General features: G+C 49.7%; 16 protein-coding genes and 1 pseudogene. 9 read left to right on the forward strand and 8 right to left on the reverse strand.

All coding sequences use genetic code 11. The features are described from left to right. Positions 1-46: 46 nt before the first annotated feature. Positions 47-1,156 (forward strand): pyridoxal phosphate-dependent aminotransferase, encoded by a 1,110-nt coding sequence (locus AYK67_RS04015; protein ID WP_082735645.1) that lies wholly within the window; start codon positions 47-49, stop codon positions 1,154-1,156. 95 nt (positions 1,157-1,251) lie between these two features. Here AYK67_RS04015 and AYK67_RS04020 read toward each other — a convergent pair whose 3' ends face one another. From AYK67_RS04020 to AYK67_RS17435, 3 genes are all read right to left on the reverse strand, one after another. Beyond that, entirely contained in the window at positions 1,252-1,482 is a 231-nt protein-coding gene (locus AYK67_RS04020; RefSeq protein WP_068082649.1) for a hypothetical protein, read from the reverse strand. A gap of 6 nt (positions 1,483-1,488) precedes the next feature. Beyond that, positions 1,489-1,893 carry a hypothetical protein gene (locus AYK67_RS04025; RefSeq protein ID WP_068082651.1) on the reverse strand — a complete coding sequence of 135 codons (405 nt, stop codon included), beginning with the start codon at positions 1,891-1,893 and terminating at the stop codon, positions 1,489-1,491. A 210-nt stretch (positions 1,894-2,103) separates the two neighbouring features. Beyond that, positions 2,104-5,688, reverse strand: a complete 3,585-nt coding sequence (locus tag AYK67_RS17435; RefSeq protein ID WP_068082654.1) for a ribonuclease E/G — start codon at positions 5,686-5,688, stop codon at positions 2,104-2,106. 1,019 nt (positions 5,689-6,707) lie between these two features. Here AYK67_RS17435 and AYK67_RS04035 point away from each other — a divergent pair. The 3 genes from AYK67_RS04035 (at position 6,708) to AYK67_RS04045 (ending at position 11,595) form a co-directional block, all read left to right on the forward strand. Further along, positions 6,708-8,075 carry an N-acetylmuramoyl-L-alanine amidase gene (locus AYK67_RS04035; RefSeq protein WP_208976206.1) on the forward strand — a complete coding sequence of 456 codons (1,368 nt, stop codon included), beginning with the start codon at positions 6,708-6,710 and terminating at the stop codon, positions 8,073-8,075. 267 nt (positions 8,076-8,342) lie between these two features. After that, entirely contained in the window at positions 8,343-10,784 is a 2,442-nt protein-coding gene (locus AYK67_RS04040) for a penicillin-binding protein 1A (RefSeq protein WP_068083237.1), read from the forward strand. A gap of 259 nt (positions 10,785-11,043) precedes the next feature. Continuing rightward, positions 11,044-11,595 carry a hypothetical protein gene (locus AYK67_RS04045; protein ID WP_068082656.1) on the forward strand — a complete coding sequence of 184 codons (552 nt, stop codon included), beginning with the start codon at positions 11,044-11,046 and terminating at the stop codon, positions 11,593-11,595. A gap of 254 nt (positions 11,596-11,849) precedes the next feature. On the opposite strand, the gene AYK67_RS04050 is transcribed toward AYK67_RS04045, so the two are convergent. The 5 genes and pseudogenes from AYK67_RS04050 to AYK67_RS04065 form a co-directional block, all read right to left on the reverse strand. Continuing rightward, entirely contained in the window at positions 11,850-12,110 is a 261-nt protein-coding gene (locus AYK67_RS04050) for a hypothetical protein (RefSeq protein WP_068082658.1), read from the reverse strand. A gap of 142 nt (positions 12,111-12,252) precedes the next feature. Next, positions 12,253-12,450, reverse strand: a complete 198-nt coding sequence (locus AYK67_RS04055) for a hypothetical protein (RefSeq protein WP_068082660.1) — start codon at positions 12,448-12,450, stop codon at positions 12,253-12,255. Positions 12,451-12,747: 297 nt separating this feature from the next. Beyond that, on the reverse strand, positions 12,748-12,999 hold the full coding sequence (locus AYK67_RS04060) for a DUF7683 domain-containing protein (RefSeq protein WP_068082662.1): 252 nt from the start codon (positions 12,997-12,999) through the stop codon (positions 12,748-12,750). Position 13,000: 1 nt separating this feature from the next. Continuing rightward, positions 13,001-13,084 (reverse strand): annotated as a pseudogene (locus AYK67_RS17750) (colicin E3/pyocin S6 family cytotoxin); the annotation flags it as partial. A gap of 57 nt (positions 13,085-13,141) precedes the next feature. After that, positions 13,142-14,062, reverse strand: a complete 921-nt coding sequence (locus AYK67_RS04065) for a LysR family transcriptional regulator (RefSeq protein ID WP_068082665.1) — start codon at positions 14,060-14,062, stop codon at positions 13,142-13,144. 111 nt (positions 14,063-14,173) lie between these two features. Here AYK67_RS04065 and AYK67_RS04070 point away from each other — a divergent pair, with 111 nt between their 5' ends. From AYK67_RS04070 to AYK67_RS04090, 5 genes are all read left to right on the forward strand, one after another. After that, entirely contained in the window at positions 14,174-14,764 is a 591-nt protein-coding gene (locus AYK67_RS04070; RefSeq protein WP_068082667.1) for an NADPH-dependent FMN reductase, read from the forward strand. Further along, on the forward strand, positions 14,757-15,068 hold the full coding sequence (locus AYK67_RS04075) for a hypothetical protein (protein ID WP_068082670.1): 312 nt from the start codon (positions 14,757-14,759) through the stop codon (positions 15,066-15,068). The genes AYK67_RS04070 and AYK67_RS04075 overlap by 8 nt, the downstream gene beginning before the upstream one ends. Before the next feature lie 299 nt (positions 15,069-15,367). Continuing rightward, positions 15,368-15,739, forward strand: coding sequence for a hypothetical protein (locus AYK67_RS04080; RefSeq protein ID WP_068082673.1), 372 nt, complete (start codon positions 15,368-15,370; stop codon positions 15,737-15,739). A gap of 234 nt (positions 15,740-15,973) precedes the next feature. Further along, positions 15,974-17,105 (forward strand): peptide chain release factor 2 gene (prfB, locus tag AYK67_RS04085; RefSeq protein ID WP_156453056.1). Its coding sequence is split into 2 segments (ribosomal slippage): positions 15,974-16,042 and positions 16,044-17,105, totalling 1,131 coding nucleotides; the frame shifts between segments, so codons are not numbered across the junction. Positions 17,106-17,235: 130 nt separating this feature from the next. After that, positions 17,236-18,315 (forward strand): FkbM family methyltransferase, encoded by a 1,080-nt coding sequence (locus AYK67_RS04090; RefSeq protein WP_068082679.1) that lies wholly within the window; start codon positions 17,236-17,238, stop codon positions 18,313-18,315. The last annotated feature ends 30 nt before the right edge of the window (positions 18,316-18,345 follow it).

The following is an 18,345-nucleotide window of genomic DNA, read 5'->3' on the forward strand; positions in this document are numbered from 1 at the left end:
TACTTTTTTACCTTCTAAGCGTAGCGATGTGTTTGCTTTTCAAGCCATGGAAGTACTGCAAGCGGCGAGTCAGCTGGAGGCTGAGGGCAAAAAAGTGTTGCATATGGAAATTGGCCAGCCCGGTGCTCCAGTGCCTGCACAAGTGCGCAGTGCGGCGCAAAGCCTGCTGGATACGGGCAAAATGGCCTATACGCCCGCGAAAGGCTTGCCCGAATTACAACAGGCAATTGCCAAGCATTATAGCGAGCACTACGGTGTTGAGGTGCCACTAGAGCGGGTTATGGTGACCACCGGTTCTTCCGCCGGGTTTAATCTGGCTTTTTTGGCGGGATTTGAACCGGGTGATCGGGTGGCGCTGACTTCGCCCGGCTATCCAGCCTATCGTAATATTCTTAAAGCGCTGGGGTTAGAGGCGGTTGAAATTGAAGTGGGGCCGGAAACCCGATGGGCATTAACTGGCGAGATGGTGGCGAAAGTTCACAAAAAAACACCGCTTAAGGGGGTGTTGGTGGCGTCTCCTGCCAACCCCACTGGCACGATGATGACACCGGAAGCGCTGAAGGAACTTAGCCAGACGTGTGAGGCGAATGGTATCTGGTTTATTTCCGACGAAATCTATCACGGCCTTGCCTTTGGCCAGCAAGAGGAAACGGCGCTGAAATTCAGTGATAAAGCCATTATCGTTAATAGTTTTTCAAAGTATTACTGCATGACCGGTTGGCGCATTGGCTGGATGATTTTGCCTGAAGAGCTGGTGCGTCCGGTAGAGCGCTTGGCGCAAAGCCTGTATATTTCCGCGCCGCATCTTTCGCAGGTGGCAGCAGTGGCGGCGTTTTCAGCCACGCAGGAGTACGAGCAGATTAAGGCAGGTTATGGCCGTAACCGGCAATTGTTGCTCGAGCGTTTGCCGCAAATTGGCTTTGACCGGTTGTTACCGGTGGATGGGGCGTTTTACGTTTATGCCAGCACCACGGCGTTTGCCAAAGACAGTTTTGAGTTTTGTAAAGGCATGTTGCAAGAGGCGCATGTGGCAACCACGCCGGGGATTGATTTCGATTTACAACGTGGTCACGAGTACTTGCGGTTCTCGTTTGCTGGGCCGGAAGCGGATATGGCCTTGGCCATGGAAAAGCTTGAAGACTGGCTGAACCGCTAACAGCATAAGCCCGCTTTGCTTATATGGGGCTGGCGGGCAAATGATAGGGCAAGTTACTGGGCATGCTTATGACACGCGCCATGAAGAGCTCATGACTACGGCTCAAAATCAAGGCATTGTTCAATTTTATTTTCGATGAACTCTTTATTACCAAAAACGACAATATCTTCACAATAGCCATTATCGGCGGGAGTATAGCGCAGGACAGCCGTCGTATCTAAGGTGACTAAGCTATCGGCGATGGCTTCACCGTTAAGTGCTAGACCACCTTTTATTTTTAAATTTAGCCAATCTTTCACATGGTTTCCTAAAGCATCAATATCCATCTCTGTTTAAATTAGTAAGTTAGTACTTGGGTCCAAAAAAATCTCATCGGGTACATCAAAATTATATTCATTGAGGTCTACCAATGTCATAAGCCTCGTATAGCCGCTATAAACCTCCAACTCCCAATTTCGATGATCCAGCTTCAGAAGTTCTTCTCTTTGCCATAAGAGCCCCTTATATGATCTTATCCTGTTTCGCGGATTAGCAAAATAACTGGCCTCCAAGAGGTAAAGATTTCCGCAAAAACTATCTGATATACACTTGATATAATTCAAGAGGACTTTTGACTCAAAAGCTTCTGCATAAAATTCTTCTTCAGAGCGCAACTCCTTGACCTTTAATAGCAGTTTCTTTTTAACCTCGTTGCCAAAAAATATGAGATGATTTCGTTTTCTTTCTGATGTGTTCATCAGCTATTACTTTCCAAAATAATGATGCTGCTTTAGCTTTTTAACCAATTAGTTCTGCTTGTAAGCGAGGGCGTGTTTATACTTGCCGTCGTACATACCGTGGTGAGCGGATATTCTTTTTTAGGGCAAATTTTTCACACCTATTCAATACTGCCAGTAAATACACAAAGGGCGGCTCGGTGGCCGCCCTTTGTGTTCTTTATAATCATGCTAGAAGAATGAGCGGCGCTGCCACCAACCGGTGCGGCGTGACTGGCCTTCTTCTTCCTCAACTTCCACCGCTTCGCCTTCAACAATCTTCTGGCTGGTGACCACCGGTTTTTTCGGGGCAGGGCGGTACTTCGGCTTGGCCTTTTCTTCTACTTCCCCGTTTTCCTGTGGTTTCTCCTCAGCAAAATCGTTGCTTTGCGGCGCGGCCTCTACCTGCGCCTCAACTTTAGCTGCAACAACAGGTGTTGGCTCGGATTTTGGAGCCTGCGCTGTTTGCGCTGCACTATCATCGCCAGTGTCGCTCGCTTTGTCAGCTAGTTCAGCCGGAGCAGTTTCTTGAGCGGGTTCAGCAGGCGCTTCAACAGCGACGGGCTTGGGCTCGCTTTGGGCTGCTGTTGGCGTGCTTTCTGGCGCTTTTTCTTCAGCGGCTGTTCCGGTTTGCGCCGCTTGGGTTTCGTCTGCTGGCTCACCCGCTTGGGATGGTGTGTCGGTTGCGCCTTCTGGAAACGTGGCACTTTCTGGGTTTGCCTCGCTTTCGCTTGTTTCCAATTCGTCGTTTGGACGACGGCGAGAGCGGCGACCACCACGGCGGCCACGGCGGCGTTTGCGGCGACGCTCTTCTTCGTCGCTCAGTTCTTCAGCTTCGGCAAGAGCTTCTTCAGAAGTGGTCTGCTCAACAGGTTCCAGTTTGCCTTCGTTATCTTCGGGCTGATCCTGGCTTTCTTTTGCGCCTTCTTCCTTGTCTTCAGCCTCTTCACTTTGCTGTGTTTCGTTGTCTTTGCTGTCACGCTCATCACGGCGACGGCGACGACGACGACGGCGGCGACGATCCTTGTCGTTGCTTTCTTCGTCCTTTGCCTTCACATCTTCGGTTTCTTCCGGCTCTATCTCTTCAATTTCATCCTGAGTGGCCGTAACCGGTGCAATGCTGTCTGGTTGCACATATACAGGCGCTTGTTCATAGCGCTTGGTGAAGCTTACTGGAGCGCCGCGCTCTAAAGTGAAGTGCTGTTCGCTAACGCTGTCATCGGCATTCACAGAAATGCTTAGGCCGAAACGGTTTTCCAAATCGCTTAAGCTGTGGCGTTTTTGGTTGAGGATGTAGAGCGCTACTTCGGCTGGGGTGTGGACGATCAAATCGTGGGTCACGCCGCGCAGTAACTGTTCTTCCATGGAGCGCAGAATGTGCAGCGCAACAGATTCAACAGAGCGTACAATACCGGCACCACGGCAATGCGGACAAATAACCGAAGAGCTTTCCAGTACACCAGTGCGCAGGCGCTGGCGTGACATTTCCAGCAGGCCAAAGTGGGATATACGCCCCACTTGAATGCGGGCGCGGTCGGTTTTCAAACATTCTTTCAGGCGGCGTTCCACAGCGCGGTTGTTGCGGTTTTCCTCCATGTCAATGAAGTCGATGACCACAAGACCGGCCAAATCACGCAGGCGTAGCTGGCGGGATATTTCTTCTGCCGCTTCCAGGTTGGTGGCGAGAGCGGTATCTTCAATATTTTGTTCGCGCGTGGATTTGCCCGAGTTTACATCAATTGCCACCAAGGCTTCTGTCTGGTTGATGACAATGTAGCCGCCGGACTTCAAGGTTACTTGCGGCGAGAACATGGCATCCAGCTGGGCCTCGACACCAAAGCGGGTGAATAACGGCGTGGCGTCGCGGTAAGGCTGCACGTTCTTGGCATGGCTTGGCATCAGCATACGCATGAAGTCTTTAGCTTCGCGGTAGCCTTCTTCGCCCGATACCAACACCTGATCGATATCTTTGTTGTAAAGATCGCGAATAGAGCGTTTGATCAGGCTGCCTTCTTCATAAACAAGACGCGGCGCTGCGGAGTTGAGCGTGAGCTCACGGACACTTTCCCACAGGCGTAGCAGGTATTCAAAGTCGCGTTTGATTTCAGCTTTGGTGCGGCTGGCACCGGCTGTGCGTAAAATAACGCCCATGCCGCGCGGCACATCCAGATCACTGGCAACTTGCTTAAGGCGTTTACGGTCTACCGGCTTGGTGATTTTACGAGAAATACCGCCACCACGGTCGGTGTTCGGCATGAGGACCGAGTAACGACCCGCAAGTGAAAGGTAAGTGGTCAGCGCCGCGCCTTTGTTGCCGCGTTCTTCTTTGACCACCTGTACCAGCAGCAGCTGACGGCGTTTAATAACCTCTTGAATTTTGTAGGAATCGCGCAGGCGACGTGGACGCTCTGGCACTTCTTCCAGCGCATCTTCATTGCCAACCTGATCGACAGATTCTTCTGCACTCTTTTCTTCAGTCACAACAGGCTGTTTGTCGTCTGCCTGCTTTTCCTCTGGGATTTCATTTAGAGGATTGCGGCGACGACGCCGTGTACGACGCAAAGAACGACGGTTGCGGTTTTGACGACTCGGGCGCTGTTCTTCTTCACCTTCTGCTGCCTCTGCCTTTTCCTTGTCAGCTTCTTCGCTGCTCTCTTGGCTCGGTGTGGTTTGTGCTGCGAGTTCCTCTGGCGACACATCGACAAAAACGAGCTTGGCAGGTTGCGGCTCTACAAACGAGGCTGTCGGTTGCAGGCTGGTAGTGGTGCTGATTTCTTCAACGGCAACGGCATCGTCTTTTATGACTGGTGCGCTTGGTTGTGTTTCATCCGGGCCACTGGCTGGTTCGGACTGGCTTTCGCTTGCTGCAGCTGGTGTATCAGCTGTTTGGGCCGGCTCAGTTGCGGACGCTTGATCTTTTGGCGCATTCTCTGGTTTGTTATTCGAACCTTCTTCCGGCATCTCCCCAGAAATGACATGGTCATTATTAGCGGACATTGCCTGAGTGCCGGGCTTTTTGTCGGTATCGCCAGCTTCAACCTCATCCGCTTCATTTGCGGTGTCCGGCTGTGATAAGTCTTGTGAAGGCACCGCATTTTGGGTGCTCTCAGTCGCTGAAGCTTGTTCTTCTTGCGACGAAACTGTTGTTTCAGGTGCAGAAGATGCAGAAGCGATTTGCTGCTCAACGTTTGGTGTTGGCTGTGGCGCCGTCTCTGGTGTGTTGGCTGCCAGCGGAGCCGATGCTTGTGAAGCGTCGTCGCTATCTTCGTCATCGCTTAACGAAGGCAGTTCAGGTTCAATGTCCTCAATGCTATCTTCTTGATGCGGTGCGTCGAGGCGTGCGAGTTGCTCCTCGGTGTCTTCTTCGTCTTCCGGAGCGTTTTCGCCATTATTTTCCGCTTCACGTGCGGCAGCAGCAGCCTCACGTTCAGCTTCACGGCGCGCTTCTTCCTTTTCGCGGCGCTCGCGCTCGCGCTGGTTGGCTTCGGCCTCAGCCTGGAGCTGGGCTTCGAGCGCACGACGATCTTCCTCCGGCAACTGGTAGTAGTCGGGGTGAATTTCGCTAAACGCCAAAAAGCCGTGGCGGTTGCCGCCGTATTCAACGAAAGCCGCCTGCAGCGAAGGCTCCACACGGGTTACCTTGGCTAAATAAATATTTCCGCGCAGCTGCTTACGGTTCGCTGCCTCAAAATCAAATTCTTCTACACGATTCCCACGTACGACCGTAACCCGGGTCTCTTCCGGGTGGGTCGCATCTATCAGCATTTTGTTTGCCATGAAGTGATATCCTTGCGGCCTGTTTGGGCAACCGGCGCAAAGGGCGCTTCAAATTGATCATGTTAACAGTACCGCGTTGTTTTTTGTGTTGATGCGAAGAGGCGTGCGGTGCCGCGCGGCGACAACAGAAAAGGGGGCTGACATTGCTGCCCGCTCACTGCTTCTTTTCTGTTCGGTTTCATAGGCACTTCGTGCATATGTCGCGCGTATCGCTAGCAAGACCGTCCGTCTCCAAAATTAAACTTTTAAGCACTTTACGGGTGCTTTGCGCCTGTAGATTAGGCAATTGACCGGCTGATGCCGGAGGCTTGTGCACAGGGCCCATTTGTCTGTCGATTTCGCCATGACAATATGGTTACAGGCACAGATTAACTTGTTTTGGCGAGTGCCAGACTATCCCACCCACGGCAGTGATTTTCTGGCCTCAGCCTGTGAATTTCTTCCGTATCGTCATTCTTTTTGGCTTCGCCAATTGCTGCTATCTTAGAGAATTTGCCTCAACAAATCGGAAACAACCTTATCTAAAACATACTCTGAAGCCCAAAAAATACAGCTGTATTCAGCAAAGGAGTGGCTAAAATCAGCGGTCCTAAGGGGCAAGAGTATCTTTTGAGCAATTGCGAAAAAGAATGTCTAACAGTTTCTTTTAAGCGGCAAAAGCTGGGTTGGCAAGGCTGAGAAATGCAATTTGGCCGTTGCCTCCCCCTTTTCATGGTGGCTTTGGTTATTGTTATCGCTGTCTGGGTTCTGCCTCTGAATTCAACAGGCTAACGTTTGGCAGGGAGAAAAGACGGGGTTGCTATGCTGATAACCTTAAGTGCTTTGCAGAGGCAATGATGTGGCTTGCAGGGTTTTGTTCTGTTGAAAAACAGAGTTAATATGACAAAGAATGCGTAAATCGCGACAAGACACCGTGACAATTAATAGGCTGTATCTTATGCGTTGAACTGGGTTCTGGGGTATAGTGCTGCTGACTAGAGCTGCTTGGAAGTTATGTAGCTACGATGCTTGAGGTTTTTTTGGGTAAACTTCGTTTCGTCATTCCTATTTTGCTAATAATGCTCAGTGCGTTTTTAATGGCGCTTATGCCGTTTGCGCTGTCGTCGCACGCTTATGCCAATACTCAGCAAAAAATCACCATAAGTAATGGTCGGGTGGCTGGCGATGATAACCGCACCCGATTTGTTTTGGATATGGACGGCGAGGCAGCATTTGCCCTTTCTTTCTTGGCCGATCCCTACCGGTTGATTATCGATTTGGCTCAGGTTCATTTTGCTATTGATAAGGAAATAATAGCAGATGGGCGCGGGCTTATACGTGACTGGCGCTTTGGGGCCATTTCCGCGCAGCGCGGTCGGGTTGTGCTGGATTTGAGCGGGCCTGTTGTTTTAGATAAGTCGTTTTTAATGCCGAGTGTGCAAGGACAGCCAACGCGTTTGGTGCTGGATTTGGTTGCAGGTTCGCGCATGCAATTTCTTGAGCAAGCCAGTGAGAAATATAGTATCGGGCGGCGGGCCTTCACGCGCTTAGGCTTACGTGCGCAAGACCGTGAGAATGAAAATGTCCCGAATGGTGCGAAACCTTCCTTGCAAGGGGAGAGTAGCGTTGAAGAGACTGCTTCATTACCTGAGACCGCGCAAACCAAGCCGAGCCAAGAGAGCGCTTTACTCGGTGTTGCACCCAAGCCGATTATCGTGCTCGATCCAGGGCACGGGGGGATTGATTCAGGTGCACGCGGTGCTGGCGGTACACTCGAAAAAGCAGTGGTGTTGAACTTTGCGAAATCGCTTAAAAAGAAGTTGGAGCAAACAGGGCTCTATACGGTTTATCTGACGAGAGATCATGACCGTTTTATTCCACTTCGTGGTCGGGTGAAAATTGGCCACGAGTTGAAAGCGGACTTGTTCATTTCGCTACATGCCGATTCGATTACAGAAGGGGCAAGCAGTACGCGTGGTGCCTCTATCTATACATTATCTGAAAAAGCATCGGACAGAATGGCGGCGGCACTGGCGCGGCGTGAAAATTATTCCGATATAATTGGTGGGGTTGAAGTGCCTGTCGATGAGGAGGAAGTGACCGACATTCTGGTTGAGTTGACACGACGGGAGACAAAAAACTTTTCTATCCATTTTGCACGGTTGGCAATTGCCGAGCTGGAAAGTGCAACGCGGGTTATTACGCGTCCGCTACGTTCCGCAGGGTTTGCCGTTCTTAAAAGCAATGATGTGCCTTCGGTTCTGATTGAGCTGGGTTTCCTATCCAATGCACAAGATGAGGCCATGTTACAAACTGACGGGTGGCGGCAACGGGCTTCAGATGCGCTTACGGCAGCTGTAAATAGTTTTTTTGCTGTACGCATTGCTCATGATAGCCATCAGAACTAGAAAAGCTATTTTACAAATTATAGAAAAGTTTTGCCTTAGCATTGCCATATTAAAAAGTAATTGGCATGAGAGAGAAGTTGGATTTTGGTAAAGAGCTGTTTGGCTTTTGTGGCTGCATATTGCAGGCCATGTATTTCGATCGACCTTACGGGGGGCGTTCGGGATAGCGCAGCTCTTTATTTGAAGCATTACTATGTAGCTGCGTTTGTTATCACATTTGCGCTGCATCTGGATTATATAGAAAGATGAGCCTGAAGAATGAAGGTAATACTTAGGATCTTTGGCTACCTGTTTGCTGCGGGCGCATTTGTCGGGTTGGTCAGTATGGCGGGTCTTTATATCTACCTGCGAGGGTTGTCTAAAGATCTGCCTGATTATACGACGTTGAAAAATTATGCGCCGCCGATTATGACACGTGTGCATGCGGCGGACGGGCAGTTGATCTACGAGTATGCGCATGAGCGCCGCTTGTTCTTGCCTATTGAAGCTATTCCCGACAAACTCAAACAGGCGTTTATTTCGGCTGAAGATAAAAACTTTTATAACCATATCGGCGTGGATATGGTGGGCCTTGGCCGTGCGGTAATAACCAACCTAAAGAACCTTGGTTCCGGACGGCGTTTGGTTGGGGCTTCGACCATTACCCAGCAGGTGGCGAAGAACTTTTTGCTCACCAACGAGCAAACATATATCCGTAAGCTTAAAGAGGCGATCCTTTCCTTGCGGATCGAGCAGCTGTATTCCAAGGAAGAAATCCTGGAGCTTTATCTTAACCAAATCTACTTGGGTATGGGTGCCCACGGTGTTGGTGCGGCATCGCTGATTCTATTCGATAAATCGGTTCAAGAACTGAACCTTGCGGAAATCGCCTATCTGGCGGCTGTGCCTAAAGCGCCCAACAACTACCACCCCTATCGCCACCGTGATCGGGCAATTACCCGTCGTAACTGGGTTATTGATCGGATGGTGGCCAATGGTTACGTCAGCGCTGAAGAAGCGGCCAAAGCCAAAGCAATGCCGCTTGACGTGAAGCTGCGTCCTACGGGTATTCATGTGGTGGGGGCTGATTACTTTACCGAGGAGGTACGCCGCCAGCTGGCCGAGCAGTACGGTGAAAAGCGGCTCTATGAGGGCGGCCTTTCGGTTCGCACCTCTTTGAATACACGTTTGCAAAATGTTGCGCGCAAATCCTTGACCAACGGTTTGATTAATTTTGACCATTCGCGCGGTTCCTGGCGTGGTCCGGTCAAGCAGATTGATCTTGCTGCAGGTGATTGGGGCCCCGCGCTTTATAAGGTTAACCGCCTGTCGGATATGCCCGATTGGACTACAGCGGTTGTGCTTTCTGTGAGCAATACCAAAGCGATTATTGGCTTGCGGCCAACGCGTGCTGTTAACAAAAAGCTGTCACAAGAGCGCATCAAAAGCGAACTTTTGCTCAAGGATATGAAATGGGCAAAGGTGAATAGGCGCGAGCCACGGAATGTGCGTGAGCTGTTCTCTCCCGGTGATGTGGTTTATGTGAGCCGCAAGCGTACTGGCGGCTACAAGCTGGAACAGGTGCCGGAGGTTTCGGGCGGTCTGATTGCCATGGATCCGCAAACGGGCCGTGTTTTGGCTCTGGTTGGCGGGTTCAGTTTTGATATTAGCCAGTTTAACCGTGCAACACAGGCAATGCGTCAGCCGGGTTCCTCGTTCAAGCCGTTTGTTTATTCAGCTGCGCTGGATAGTGGCTATACCCCGTCGTCTGTGGTGCTCGATGCGCCTATTGAAATCGATCAAGGTGGGGATCAGGGCATCTGGAAGCCGAAAAACTACGGCGGCAAATATTATGGGCCTTCGACCTTGCGTACGGGCATTGAAATGTCACGCAACCTGATGACCATTCGTCTGGCTGAAGACATGGGCATGGACCTGGTGGCCCAGTATGCGGCTCGATTTGGTATTTACGATCATATGCAACCGGTGCTTTCCATGGCTCTGGGGGCGGGTGAAACGACCCTCATGCGGATGACCAATGCCTATGCGATGATTGCCAATGGTGGTCGGCGGGTGCGTCCTACTTTGATTGACCGGGTGCAAGATCGTTATGGTAAAACAATTTACCGCAATGACCAGCTGGTTTGCGATGCCTGTGTGGCGTATGACTGGCAAGGCCAGCAGGAGCCCAAGCTAATTGATACGCGCGAGCAAATTCTTGACCCAATGACCGCTTACCAGATTACATCCATGATGGAAGGTGTGGTCAAGCGCGGCTCGGGAACAAAGGTACGCTCTGTTGGGCGTCCGGTTGCAGGTAAAACCGGTACAACCAACGATGAAAAGGATGCCTGGTTTATCGGCTTCACACCGGAGCTGGTTGTAGGGGTTTATCTTGGTTATGATACGCCGCGTTCCATGGGGCGCGGGGCAACCGGTGGTGGTGTGGCCGCGCCGATTGTGGCGAGCTTCTTGAAAGAAGCCTTAAAGGGAACACCGCCACAAGAGTTTCGCTTGCCTGCAGGTTTGCGGTTGATCCCGATTAACCGCCGGACGGGTTTGCGGGCCGAGGCCGGTGCGCCGGGCACCATTTTGGAAGCCTTTAAACCGGGCAATGCACCGCCTGACAGCTATTCTGTGATTGGTTTTGATGACGAGCTTGGCGAATATCGCAGTTTGTCCGATGAAGCCGGTGCGGCGGTCATGTCTGGCACAGGCGGGCTTTACTAAGCATCGCTCGAAAGTGGCTATAAAGATATAAAGGGGGCGCTTGTTTCGGCAAGCGTCCCTTTTGTGTATGGAGGTTTACAAGCGGGGCTTATTTACCTTGTGGTTGGTGTTGATATGCCATTTGTTTCAAATGGTTGGACTTGATCAATTGCCTATTTTAAAAGCGAGATCAAGATCACGTATTGGTCTTGGCAAAGGCCCTGCGTTGTTTGATTTTTAACAAAAATATAGATTCGTTTACTACTGAATGGTGATAGGAATGCCCCTTTCGAAAGCTGAGAAGAGACAGATTTCAGATTTGTGTATTGGTTTTGATGGCAAGCAAAGGACTTCAGATGAAGACTTCCTGCGTAATTTTAGAGGAGGTATTAGCGACCCGATTTCTTTAGGCGTAGAGCTGCTGAGTGATGCGCTAACATCAAAAACCTCTGGCGAAGTCCAGAGTGCTATGATTGTTGGTTTTAGTTTCGGCTTTGCAGAAGTGCATATCAAACTTCTGTCTACGCTGGCACCAGAGGCGTGGCATGTCTCTCACGAAGATATTGCAAGTGCCTTTGATGAAATTCGCACACCTAGCTGCGTCAATAGTTTGAAGTATCTTGCACAGTGGGTTCCTGATTATCTGGATTTTGATGAAGCTAGAGCTTTAGGGAGCAAAGCGGTGTGGGCTCTGAGTAAGATCGGAGATCCATCGGCTATCGCAGCCTTGCAAGAAATTTCGATAAGCCAAAAAGACCACATAGGGAAGCTAGCTCAAGAAAAACTGCTTGAGCTAGGGGTGTCGTCGGCTGTGTTACCTAAAACAAATTGAGCGGTGCTGTCACGTAAACTTTCGGGCCAGATTGCTAGGATAGCAGAGGCGGATGACTTCACCACCATCGCCTCAACGCATTTTTGCAATAAAAACAAACCGCTATGTTTAACGCATAAAATCCTTCAGGAGAAAACTTGTGCGGCCAATGTCAGGTTAGGTTGTTGGCATTGGCTGAAGTCATGCTGCTCAACAACCAATCGGCACTGGAGCCAAAGTTAAGTTGATAGCGCCATTATGTAACACGACCCGCTCTAAAAGAGTTTTTCTGCAAGCTTACAAGCCGCGTCAAATTTTTCATTTAGAAGTTCGCTATCATGTCTGTTGTCATACAGTCGTCTGAAATCATCCAACAGATGATCGCTCACCTTATGATAACCGTTTCTATCTCTACTTTTCAAAATATTCAGTGACTTAATGATCCCAGAATACTTTTCTCCATAGCCATTTTGGTTTAAATGATCATGAATGAATTCGACCATTTCCAATAGCTCTTGATTGCTATCATTGTTCATTGTCATGCCCTAATTGAATTGCTCTGGAAATTTGTTTTTATACTCAGCGCCACCTCTATACTTTGCCCCTTTAACCCCAACTGGTTGAGGCGCAACTTGTCCTATGTGAATTTGCGTGCCTTTTGGTATCACAACTTCAGTATCAAATTGTGTACTGGTGATGCACTAAAGCATCAAGACTACCCAATAGGTAGGTGTGGGTGCCTTCTACCTCAAAACTATAGGTATCTTGGCGCGCATCTTCGAGCGTGACAGACTTGACAAGAAGGAAACCTCCTTGTCCTTCGCCTATTGCATGGCTTACAACTTGATCGCCAATTTGCAACGAAGCGACTGCCACTCAGCCTTGCCCTTTAACGTAAAAAGGGGTGTTCCTCTGTTGTGCCTAGAGTTTCTTCATGGCCATTCTCGGCATTAGTGCTGTGCTATCGACAATCACAGTAGCGTATCAACCCTTTTTCACAATGGAAACAAGCCGCTATGTTTAACGCCTAAAATGCCTCTGAGAAAACTTGTGTGGCCAATGTCAGGTTAGGTTGACGGCACCCGAAGTTGCTATGGCAAGGTATCAATCAAAAGGAGAACCACTCGTCATCAACTCCGAAAAGACAGATTTATGCAACATGCCATTGTGTCCTCAATCAAGTAGCATCGTCTCTGCATATTCAACAAAATAGTCGAATTCAGTAAAATTAAAAATAAAATCATCCGTAATAAATGTAGAAAAGTATTCCGTATGGTTAGGCGTCACCTCCCAACCGTCAAACATCGGATTATTCTCTTGGACATGAAAAATTCGTTGCAACTCTTGTAAGGATATATTCTTGAGTTCAGTCTGGGCTAATAGTTTTTCAGTTTTTTTATCGTAAGCTTTTATTAATCTGGTCATTTTATGGCTCTACTTTACGCTTTTTATCTGCAGGTTTTGTTTTCTTCCCTGTTTTAGGGGCAAACTCACCTAGGTGTTTACCATGCTTGTCGTATTTTCAATCGTTCCATGTTGAGAGACCTAAAAGCTCTTGCAGCCCATATCAGGTTAGGTTGGTGGCACCTTCAGGCGCACCCCATGGTGAACTTTTAAGCTCTGAGGCTAGGAGATCTATAAATGCGCGTAAACGTGCGGAAGGATGGCGGCGCGAGGGATAGACAATATTAATGCTGGAGGCAGGGCCGCGCCAATCAGTTAGCAGCTGCACCAATCTGCCGTCGGCCAAGGCCTCGTAGACAAGGAAGGCCGGGATGAGCGCAACGCCGCCGCCTGCAATCGCTGCCGCCCGCACAGCATGCATATTGGCGAATGTTATTGCACTTTTCGGTGATAGCTCGATTTGACGTGTTTGGTTTTCTAATGTCCAAGGTAGCGGCGTGCCTGCCGGTGCAAAAGCAATTGTTGGCCAAGCAGAAAAGGCATCCAGTCCAGACTGGAGATCCAGCCCCGCCGCAAGCCTTGGGCTGGCAACAAGAACTGTTCTTGACCAAGCGAGACAGCGGGCGATGTTGTTGGAATCCTTCAGTGGCCCGATACGAATGGCACAATCAAAGTCTTCTTCGATAAGATCGGAACGACGGTCAGTCAACACCACATCAATTTCAGTTTCGGGCCATTTTTGCGTGTAGGCAGCTGCAATTTGCCCCATCATCTCTTGCCCGAACATCACTGGCACAGACACGCGCAGGCGGCCGCGCGGCTCCTCGTTACGGTCACGCATTAATCGTTCCAGATCGTCAGCTTCGGCAATGAGGCGGGCGGCCCGTTCTAGCAGAAGCTCCCCATCCTGTGTCAGGCGCAACTTGCGCGTGTTTCTTTCAATAAGGCGAAGCTCCAGCGCTGCCTCAAGCATTTGTACGCGTTTGGAAAGTGTTGATCGGGGAACACAGGTCGCGGTTGCGGCAGCCGCGAAGGAACCCGCACGGGCGACGGCAACAAAATCTCTGAGTTCAGCTAAATCCATATTGCATTATCCATATTATTGTACAGTGATGCCATTATAGCACCACTATTCTAAAAAATTGGCAAGTGATAGTTTGAGCTGGAAACACCTTCTTGGCAGAAAGATACGAATATGAAACACCCAAAACTTGCGATTGTCACAGGCAGTACACGACCCGGCCGCAATGCAGAAGCTGTTGCGCAATGGGTCGCAGGAATTGCCAAACTTCGTCGTGACGCCCAATTCGAACTCATTGATATTGCTGACTACAATTTGCCTCTGCTCGACGAGCCGTTGTCAGCGTTGGCCTCTGCACGGATGGGCACCGGCTATACCAAGCAACATACCAAAGCTTGGTCGCAAACTATTGCGCGGTTTGATGGCTATGTGCTGGTGACGCCCGAATATAATTTCGGCGTTCCCGCAGCATTAAAGAATGCACTCGATTTTCTTCATCCAGAATGGAACAACAAGGCAGCCGGTTTTGTCGGGTACGGAACAAATGGTGGCGCACGCGCAACCGCGCAACTTCGGCAAATTATGGCGGAGTTGCAGGTCGCGACCACAGTGCCAGAGGTTGGTCTGTCACTTTTGGAGGACTTTGAAAATTATACAATCTTTAAACCTTCAGATGCTCATTTGCCGCGGCTCGAGGCGATGCTTAATCAGCTAATTACGTGGAGTAGGGCCTTTATGCACTTGCGGGAGGTGCGCCATGACTAAGGTTCACATCCGCTACACTGTGCGGCCAGAGGACATGCAAGAGAATAATACGCTCCTCAAAGCGTTTTTCGATGAGTTGGAAGCGGTAAAGCCGGCCGGGCTCACCTACGAGGCCTATCTCATAGAGGACGGGGTAACTTTTGTGCATGTGGTAGATAGTGCCACAAATGCGGCACCTTTTCGCGATCTGCGCTCTTATCGGCGCTACCGCGATACACTCCAAGCACGGTGTAATGAGCCGCCGCAGATGGTCACGCTAAAAGTCATTGGTAGCTATCGGCCCGCCTTCGAAAGCGCATCATGAAGCTCACGGTGCCGTCAACTTAAGCTGACATAGACCGCACCAGTTTAGCGCTCACGTAGATGTTATCTGTTCCATTCGTACTTGAGCCATTGAGCGAAGGGAGCTTTTCGGGTGCTGTCACGTTAACTTTCGGGCCAGATAGGTAGGATAACAGAGGCGGATGACCTCAGCTCTGATCCGTTACAAGCACCGGTGTTTTTTGTTTGTGGTTATTGCTTGCGTGATTTGCTAAGATATTGAAATATATTTATAAAATAAACTACAACAAATATTTGGGAACTCATAATATGAGCAGGAAAATGAAATTTTTAATTTTTGTGGTCGTTCTTGTTTTTGGGATTTGGTTATTTGCATTTACCGGCATTACAAATTCTGGCTATTCTCCGTTCGTAAGTCGCTGGGTGGAAATCAGCTGTTCTCCTCAAGGTAAAACCTGCCTTAAAATACTAAAAGAAAGAACCTTCGGAGTTGACTATACAACCACCACCACCATTGTTTGGGAGAAGTATTTCTTCTGGTTCAGCTCGCTACCTGCTAACTTTTTAGTTTTTGATCCAGAAGTCAAAGTTGATATAATTTGGCTATCTGAAAATAGCGTGATGTTTAACTACGGAGGTGGCGAGTATAAACTGATTGGCGCAAAACCATCAAGAGATGGCTTTCGAATTTAAGAGAAACGGCTGATTATAAAGAAACGTGGAGGGCGCTTGGAGCTCAGGTCAGCTTGAGTAATTAAAAGTTGCTGCACTCAGCTTATTGCGCCTTGTCTGCTTGCATTTAATCAATAGTGCTGTGGTTGGTCACCGTCGCCGCATTGAAAAATGCCGGTGAGGTGAGTATGGTCGCCTCCGGTTTAAAGCAGTTTGCTTCTTTAAAAATGAGCAAAATAGCATGCGAGGTATATGATGCGCGCCGAGATGGAAGCCATCACTGATGAGATCAAGCAGGCACTCAGCCTGCTGAGGAGGCATCTTTGACTGGGATACAGCCCTTGTTCGACTAGATGAACTCAATGCCCTTTCGGAAGATCCGGATTTGTGGAACGATCCGCAAAATGCCCAGAAGCTCATGCGTGAGCGGCAAAATCTGGATGACAGTATTTCCGGCGTGAAGCGGCAAGAGCAAGAGTTGCTGGATAATATCGAGCTCATTGAAATGGGCGAGATGGAAGGCGATCAAAGCGTCATTGACGAAGCTGAAGCTGCCTTGAAAACCATGAAGGCAGCCGTTGATAAATTGCAATTGCAATCGCTGCTCTCTGGTGAAGCCGATGGTAACGACACCTACGTGGAAATCAACTCCGGTGCCGGTGGTACCGAGAGTCAGGACTGGGCTTCCATGCTGCTACGTATGTATCGCCGTTGGGGCGAGCAGCGCGGCTTTAAAGTGGAATTGATGGAATATAATGACGGCGAAGAAGCCGGCATTAAATCCGCCACTCTACTTTTGAAGGGCGAAAATGCTTATGGCTGGATGAAGACCGAGTCCGGTGTGCACCGGTTGGTGCGGATTTCGCCTTACGACAGTAACGCGCGTCGTCATACTTCCTTTGCTTCTGTCTGGGTGTATCCGGTGATTGACGATTCGATCAATATCGAGATCAACGAGAGTGATTGCCGTATTGATACCTACCGTGCCTCAGGTGCCGGTGGTCAGCACGTGAACACCACCGATTCTGCTGTGCGTATTACCCACCAGCCATCGGGCATTGTGGTGCAGTGTCAGTCCGAGCGCTCGCAGCACAAAAACCGCGCGACCGCCTGGGATATGTTGCGGGCGCGTTTGTATGAGGCCGAGCTGCAAAAACGCGAGGCGGCAGCCAGTAAGGATGCGGCGGCGAAAACCGATATCGGTTGGGGCCACCAGATTCGCTCTTATGTGTTGCAGCCCTACCAGTTGGTGAAGGACTTGCGCACCGGGGTGGAAAGCACCAGCCCGCAAGATGTGCTGGATGGCAAACTGGATAATTTCATGGAAGCGACATTGGCGCATCGTGCATTTGGCGATGGTCCGGCCTCCATTGAAGATATTGAATAATCAAGAAAATGAACTGGGGGCTTCGGCCCCCATTTTTGTATCTCAAATTTTCAGCTCTGATTTTTGAAGAATAACACTAGATTGGTGGTGTGTTACGAGTAACGCTGTTTATACATTGGGAGCGCGTGTCATGCTCAAACTGCCAAGCCTTTTCGGGCGCAATAACCGCCCCTCCAAACTGCGGAAATACAGAGATAGAATTGATTATAAAACGTTTAGCGGTATGCCCGTAGAAAATGGGGCCTTTACGAAGCATCATCCGGCATTCGAGAGGTTCTCCTTTTTTACCCCTATTTCGGAGGGGCCGTTTTCCTCGGGATTGGATCAAACTATTTACCATCAAAAATACTGTCAATTCGCACCGGAGATTTCTTTTGAGAATGAAGCGGGGCACTTTCAAAAATTAAAGGCCCGGCAAGCGCAGCTTGTTGCAAATGATAGTATGTATCCCGGCATAAACGAAGAATACTTTGAATGGATCGATATCTATCTTTCCGTTTTGGGCGCTGGCATACACTATAAAATGGCGGAGCTCGGGGCCGGTTATGGCCGTTGGGGCATGAATGCCGCCCAAGCTGCTGTGCAATTGGGCAAACAGGCAGAGATTTACTTTGTCGAGGCCGAGCCACAACACGTTCGCTGGATACACGAACATGCTGGTTTAAATAGTGATGATCTATTTGATTATGAGGTGGTTGACGGGGTTGTGGCCGCTGAAAATGGTTGCTGCAATTTTTATGTGAGTGATGGCCAGGAACTGGATGTCAAAAAATCACGCGAGTGGTTCGGGCAATCGATTGCGACAGAGGCTGCAGCAGATATTGCGCAGGATAAATCTGAGTATATGGGGCATGAGGTTATCGAGTGTGCCAGCGGTGCGAAAGCCATTGAAGTGACAGCGCATAGTATTAATGACTTGCTTGCAAAGTGGGGCGAGCTTGATCTCATTGATATGGATGTGCAGGGAGAAGAAGCCAGTATTATCGAGGCGGGTATAGAGCAGCTTAGTGAAAATGTGAAGCGATTGCATATCGGCACGCATTATGCAGAAGGTGAGGCACGCATACGCGCCGCTCTGCAAGAGGCGGGCTGGGTGTGCCTGCGTGATTACGTAGCGGGGCAAAAACAGCCAACGCCCTATGGGGAGATTGACTTTTCTGACGGCGTGCAAAGCTGGATTAACCCGCGCTTTAAGGTCATTTGGGGGTGAGGCGTCAAAGCCACTCTCATCCCCGTTCAA

It is taken from the genome of Polycladidibacter stylochi (assembly GCF_001562055.1).
Lineage (GTDB): Bacteria > Pseudomonadota > Alphaproteobacteria > Rhizobiales > Stappiaceae > Pseudovibrio > Pseudovibrio stylochi.

Excerpts from the sequence above, each read along its gene's own strand:
- AYK67_RS04045 (WP_068082656.1), top strand. The coding sequence starts at position 11,044 with ATGCCCCTTTCGAAAGCTGAGAAGAGACAGATTTCAGATTTGTGTATT.
- AYK67_RS04075 (WP_068082670.1), top strand. The coding sequence starts at position 14,757 with ATGACTAAGGTTCACATCCGCTACACTGTGCGGCCAGAGGACATGCAA.
- AYK67_RS04020 (WP_068082649.1), bottom strand. The coding sequence starts at position 1,482 with ATGGATATTGATGCTTTAGGAAACCATGTGAAAGATTGGCTAAATTTA.
- AYK67_RS04050 (WP_068082658.1), bottom strand. The coding sequence starts at position 12,110 with ATGAACAATGATAGCAATCAAGAGCTATTGGAAATGGTCGAATTCATT.
- AYK67_RS17435 (WP_068082654.1), bottom strand. The coding sequence starts at position 5,688 with ATGGCAAACAAAATGCTGATAGATGCGACCCACCCGGAAGAGACCCGG.
- AYK67_RS04090 (WP_068082679.1), top strand. The coding sequence starts at position 17,236 with ATGCTCAAACTGCCAAGCCTTTTCGGGCGCAATAACCGCCCCTCCAAA.
- AYK67_RS04060 (WP_068082662.1), bottom strand. The coding sequence starts at position 12,999 with ATGACCAGATTAATAAAAGCTTACGATAAAAAAACTGAAAAACTATTA.
- AYK67_RS04065 (WP_068082665.1), bottom strand. The coding sequence starts at position 14,062 with ATGGATTTAGCTGAACTCAGAGATTTTGTTGCCGTCGCCCGTGCGGGT.
- AYK67_RS04070 (WP_068082667.1), top strand. The coding sequence starts at position 14,174 with ATGAAACACCCAAAACTTGCGATTGTCACAGGCAGTACACGACCCGGC.
- AYK67_RS04025 (WP_068082651.1), bottom strand. The coding sequence starts at position 1,893 with ATGAACACATCAGAAAGAAAACGAAATCATCTCATATTTTTTGGCAAC.
- AYK67_RS04015 (WP_082735645.1), top strand. The coding sequence starts at position 47 with ATGGAAGTACTGCAAGCGGCGAGTCAGCTGGAGGCTGAGGGCAAAAAA.
- AYK67_RS04080 (WP_068082673.1), top strand. The coding sequence starts at position 15,368 with ATGAAATTTTTAATTTTTGTGGTCGTTCTTGTTTTTGGGATTTGGTTA.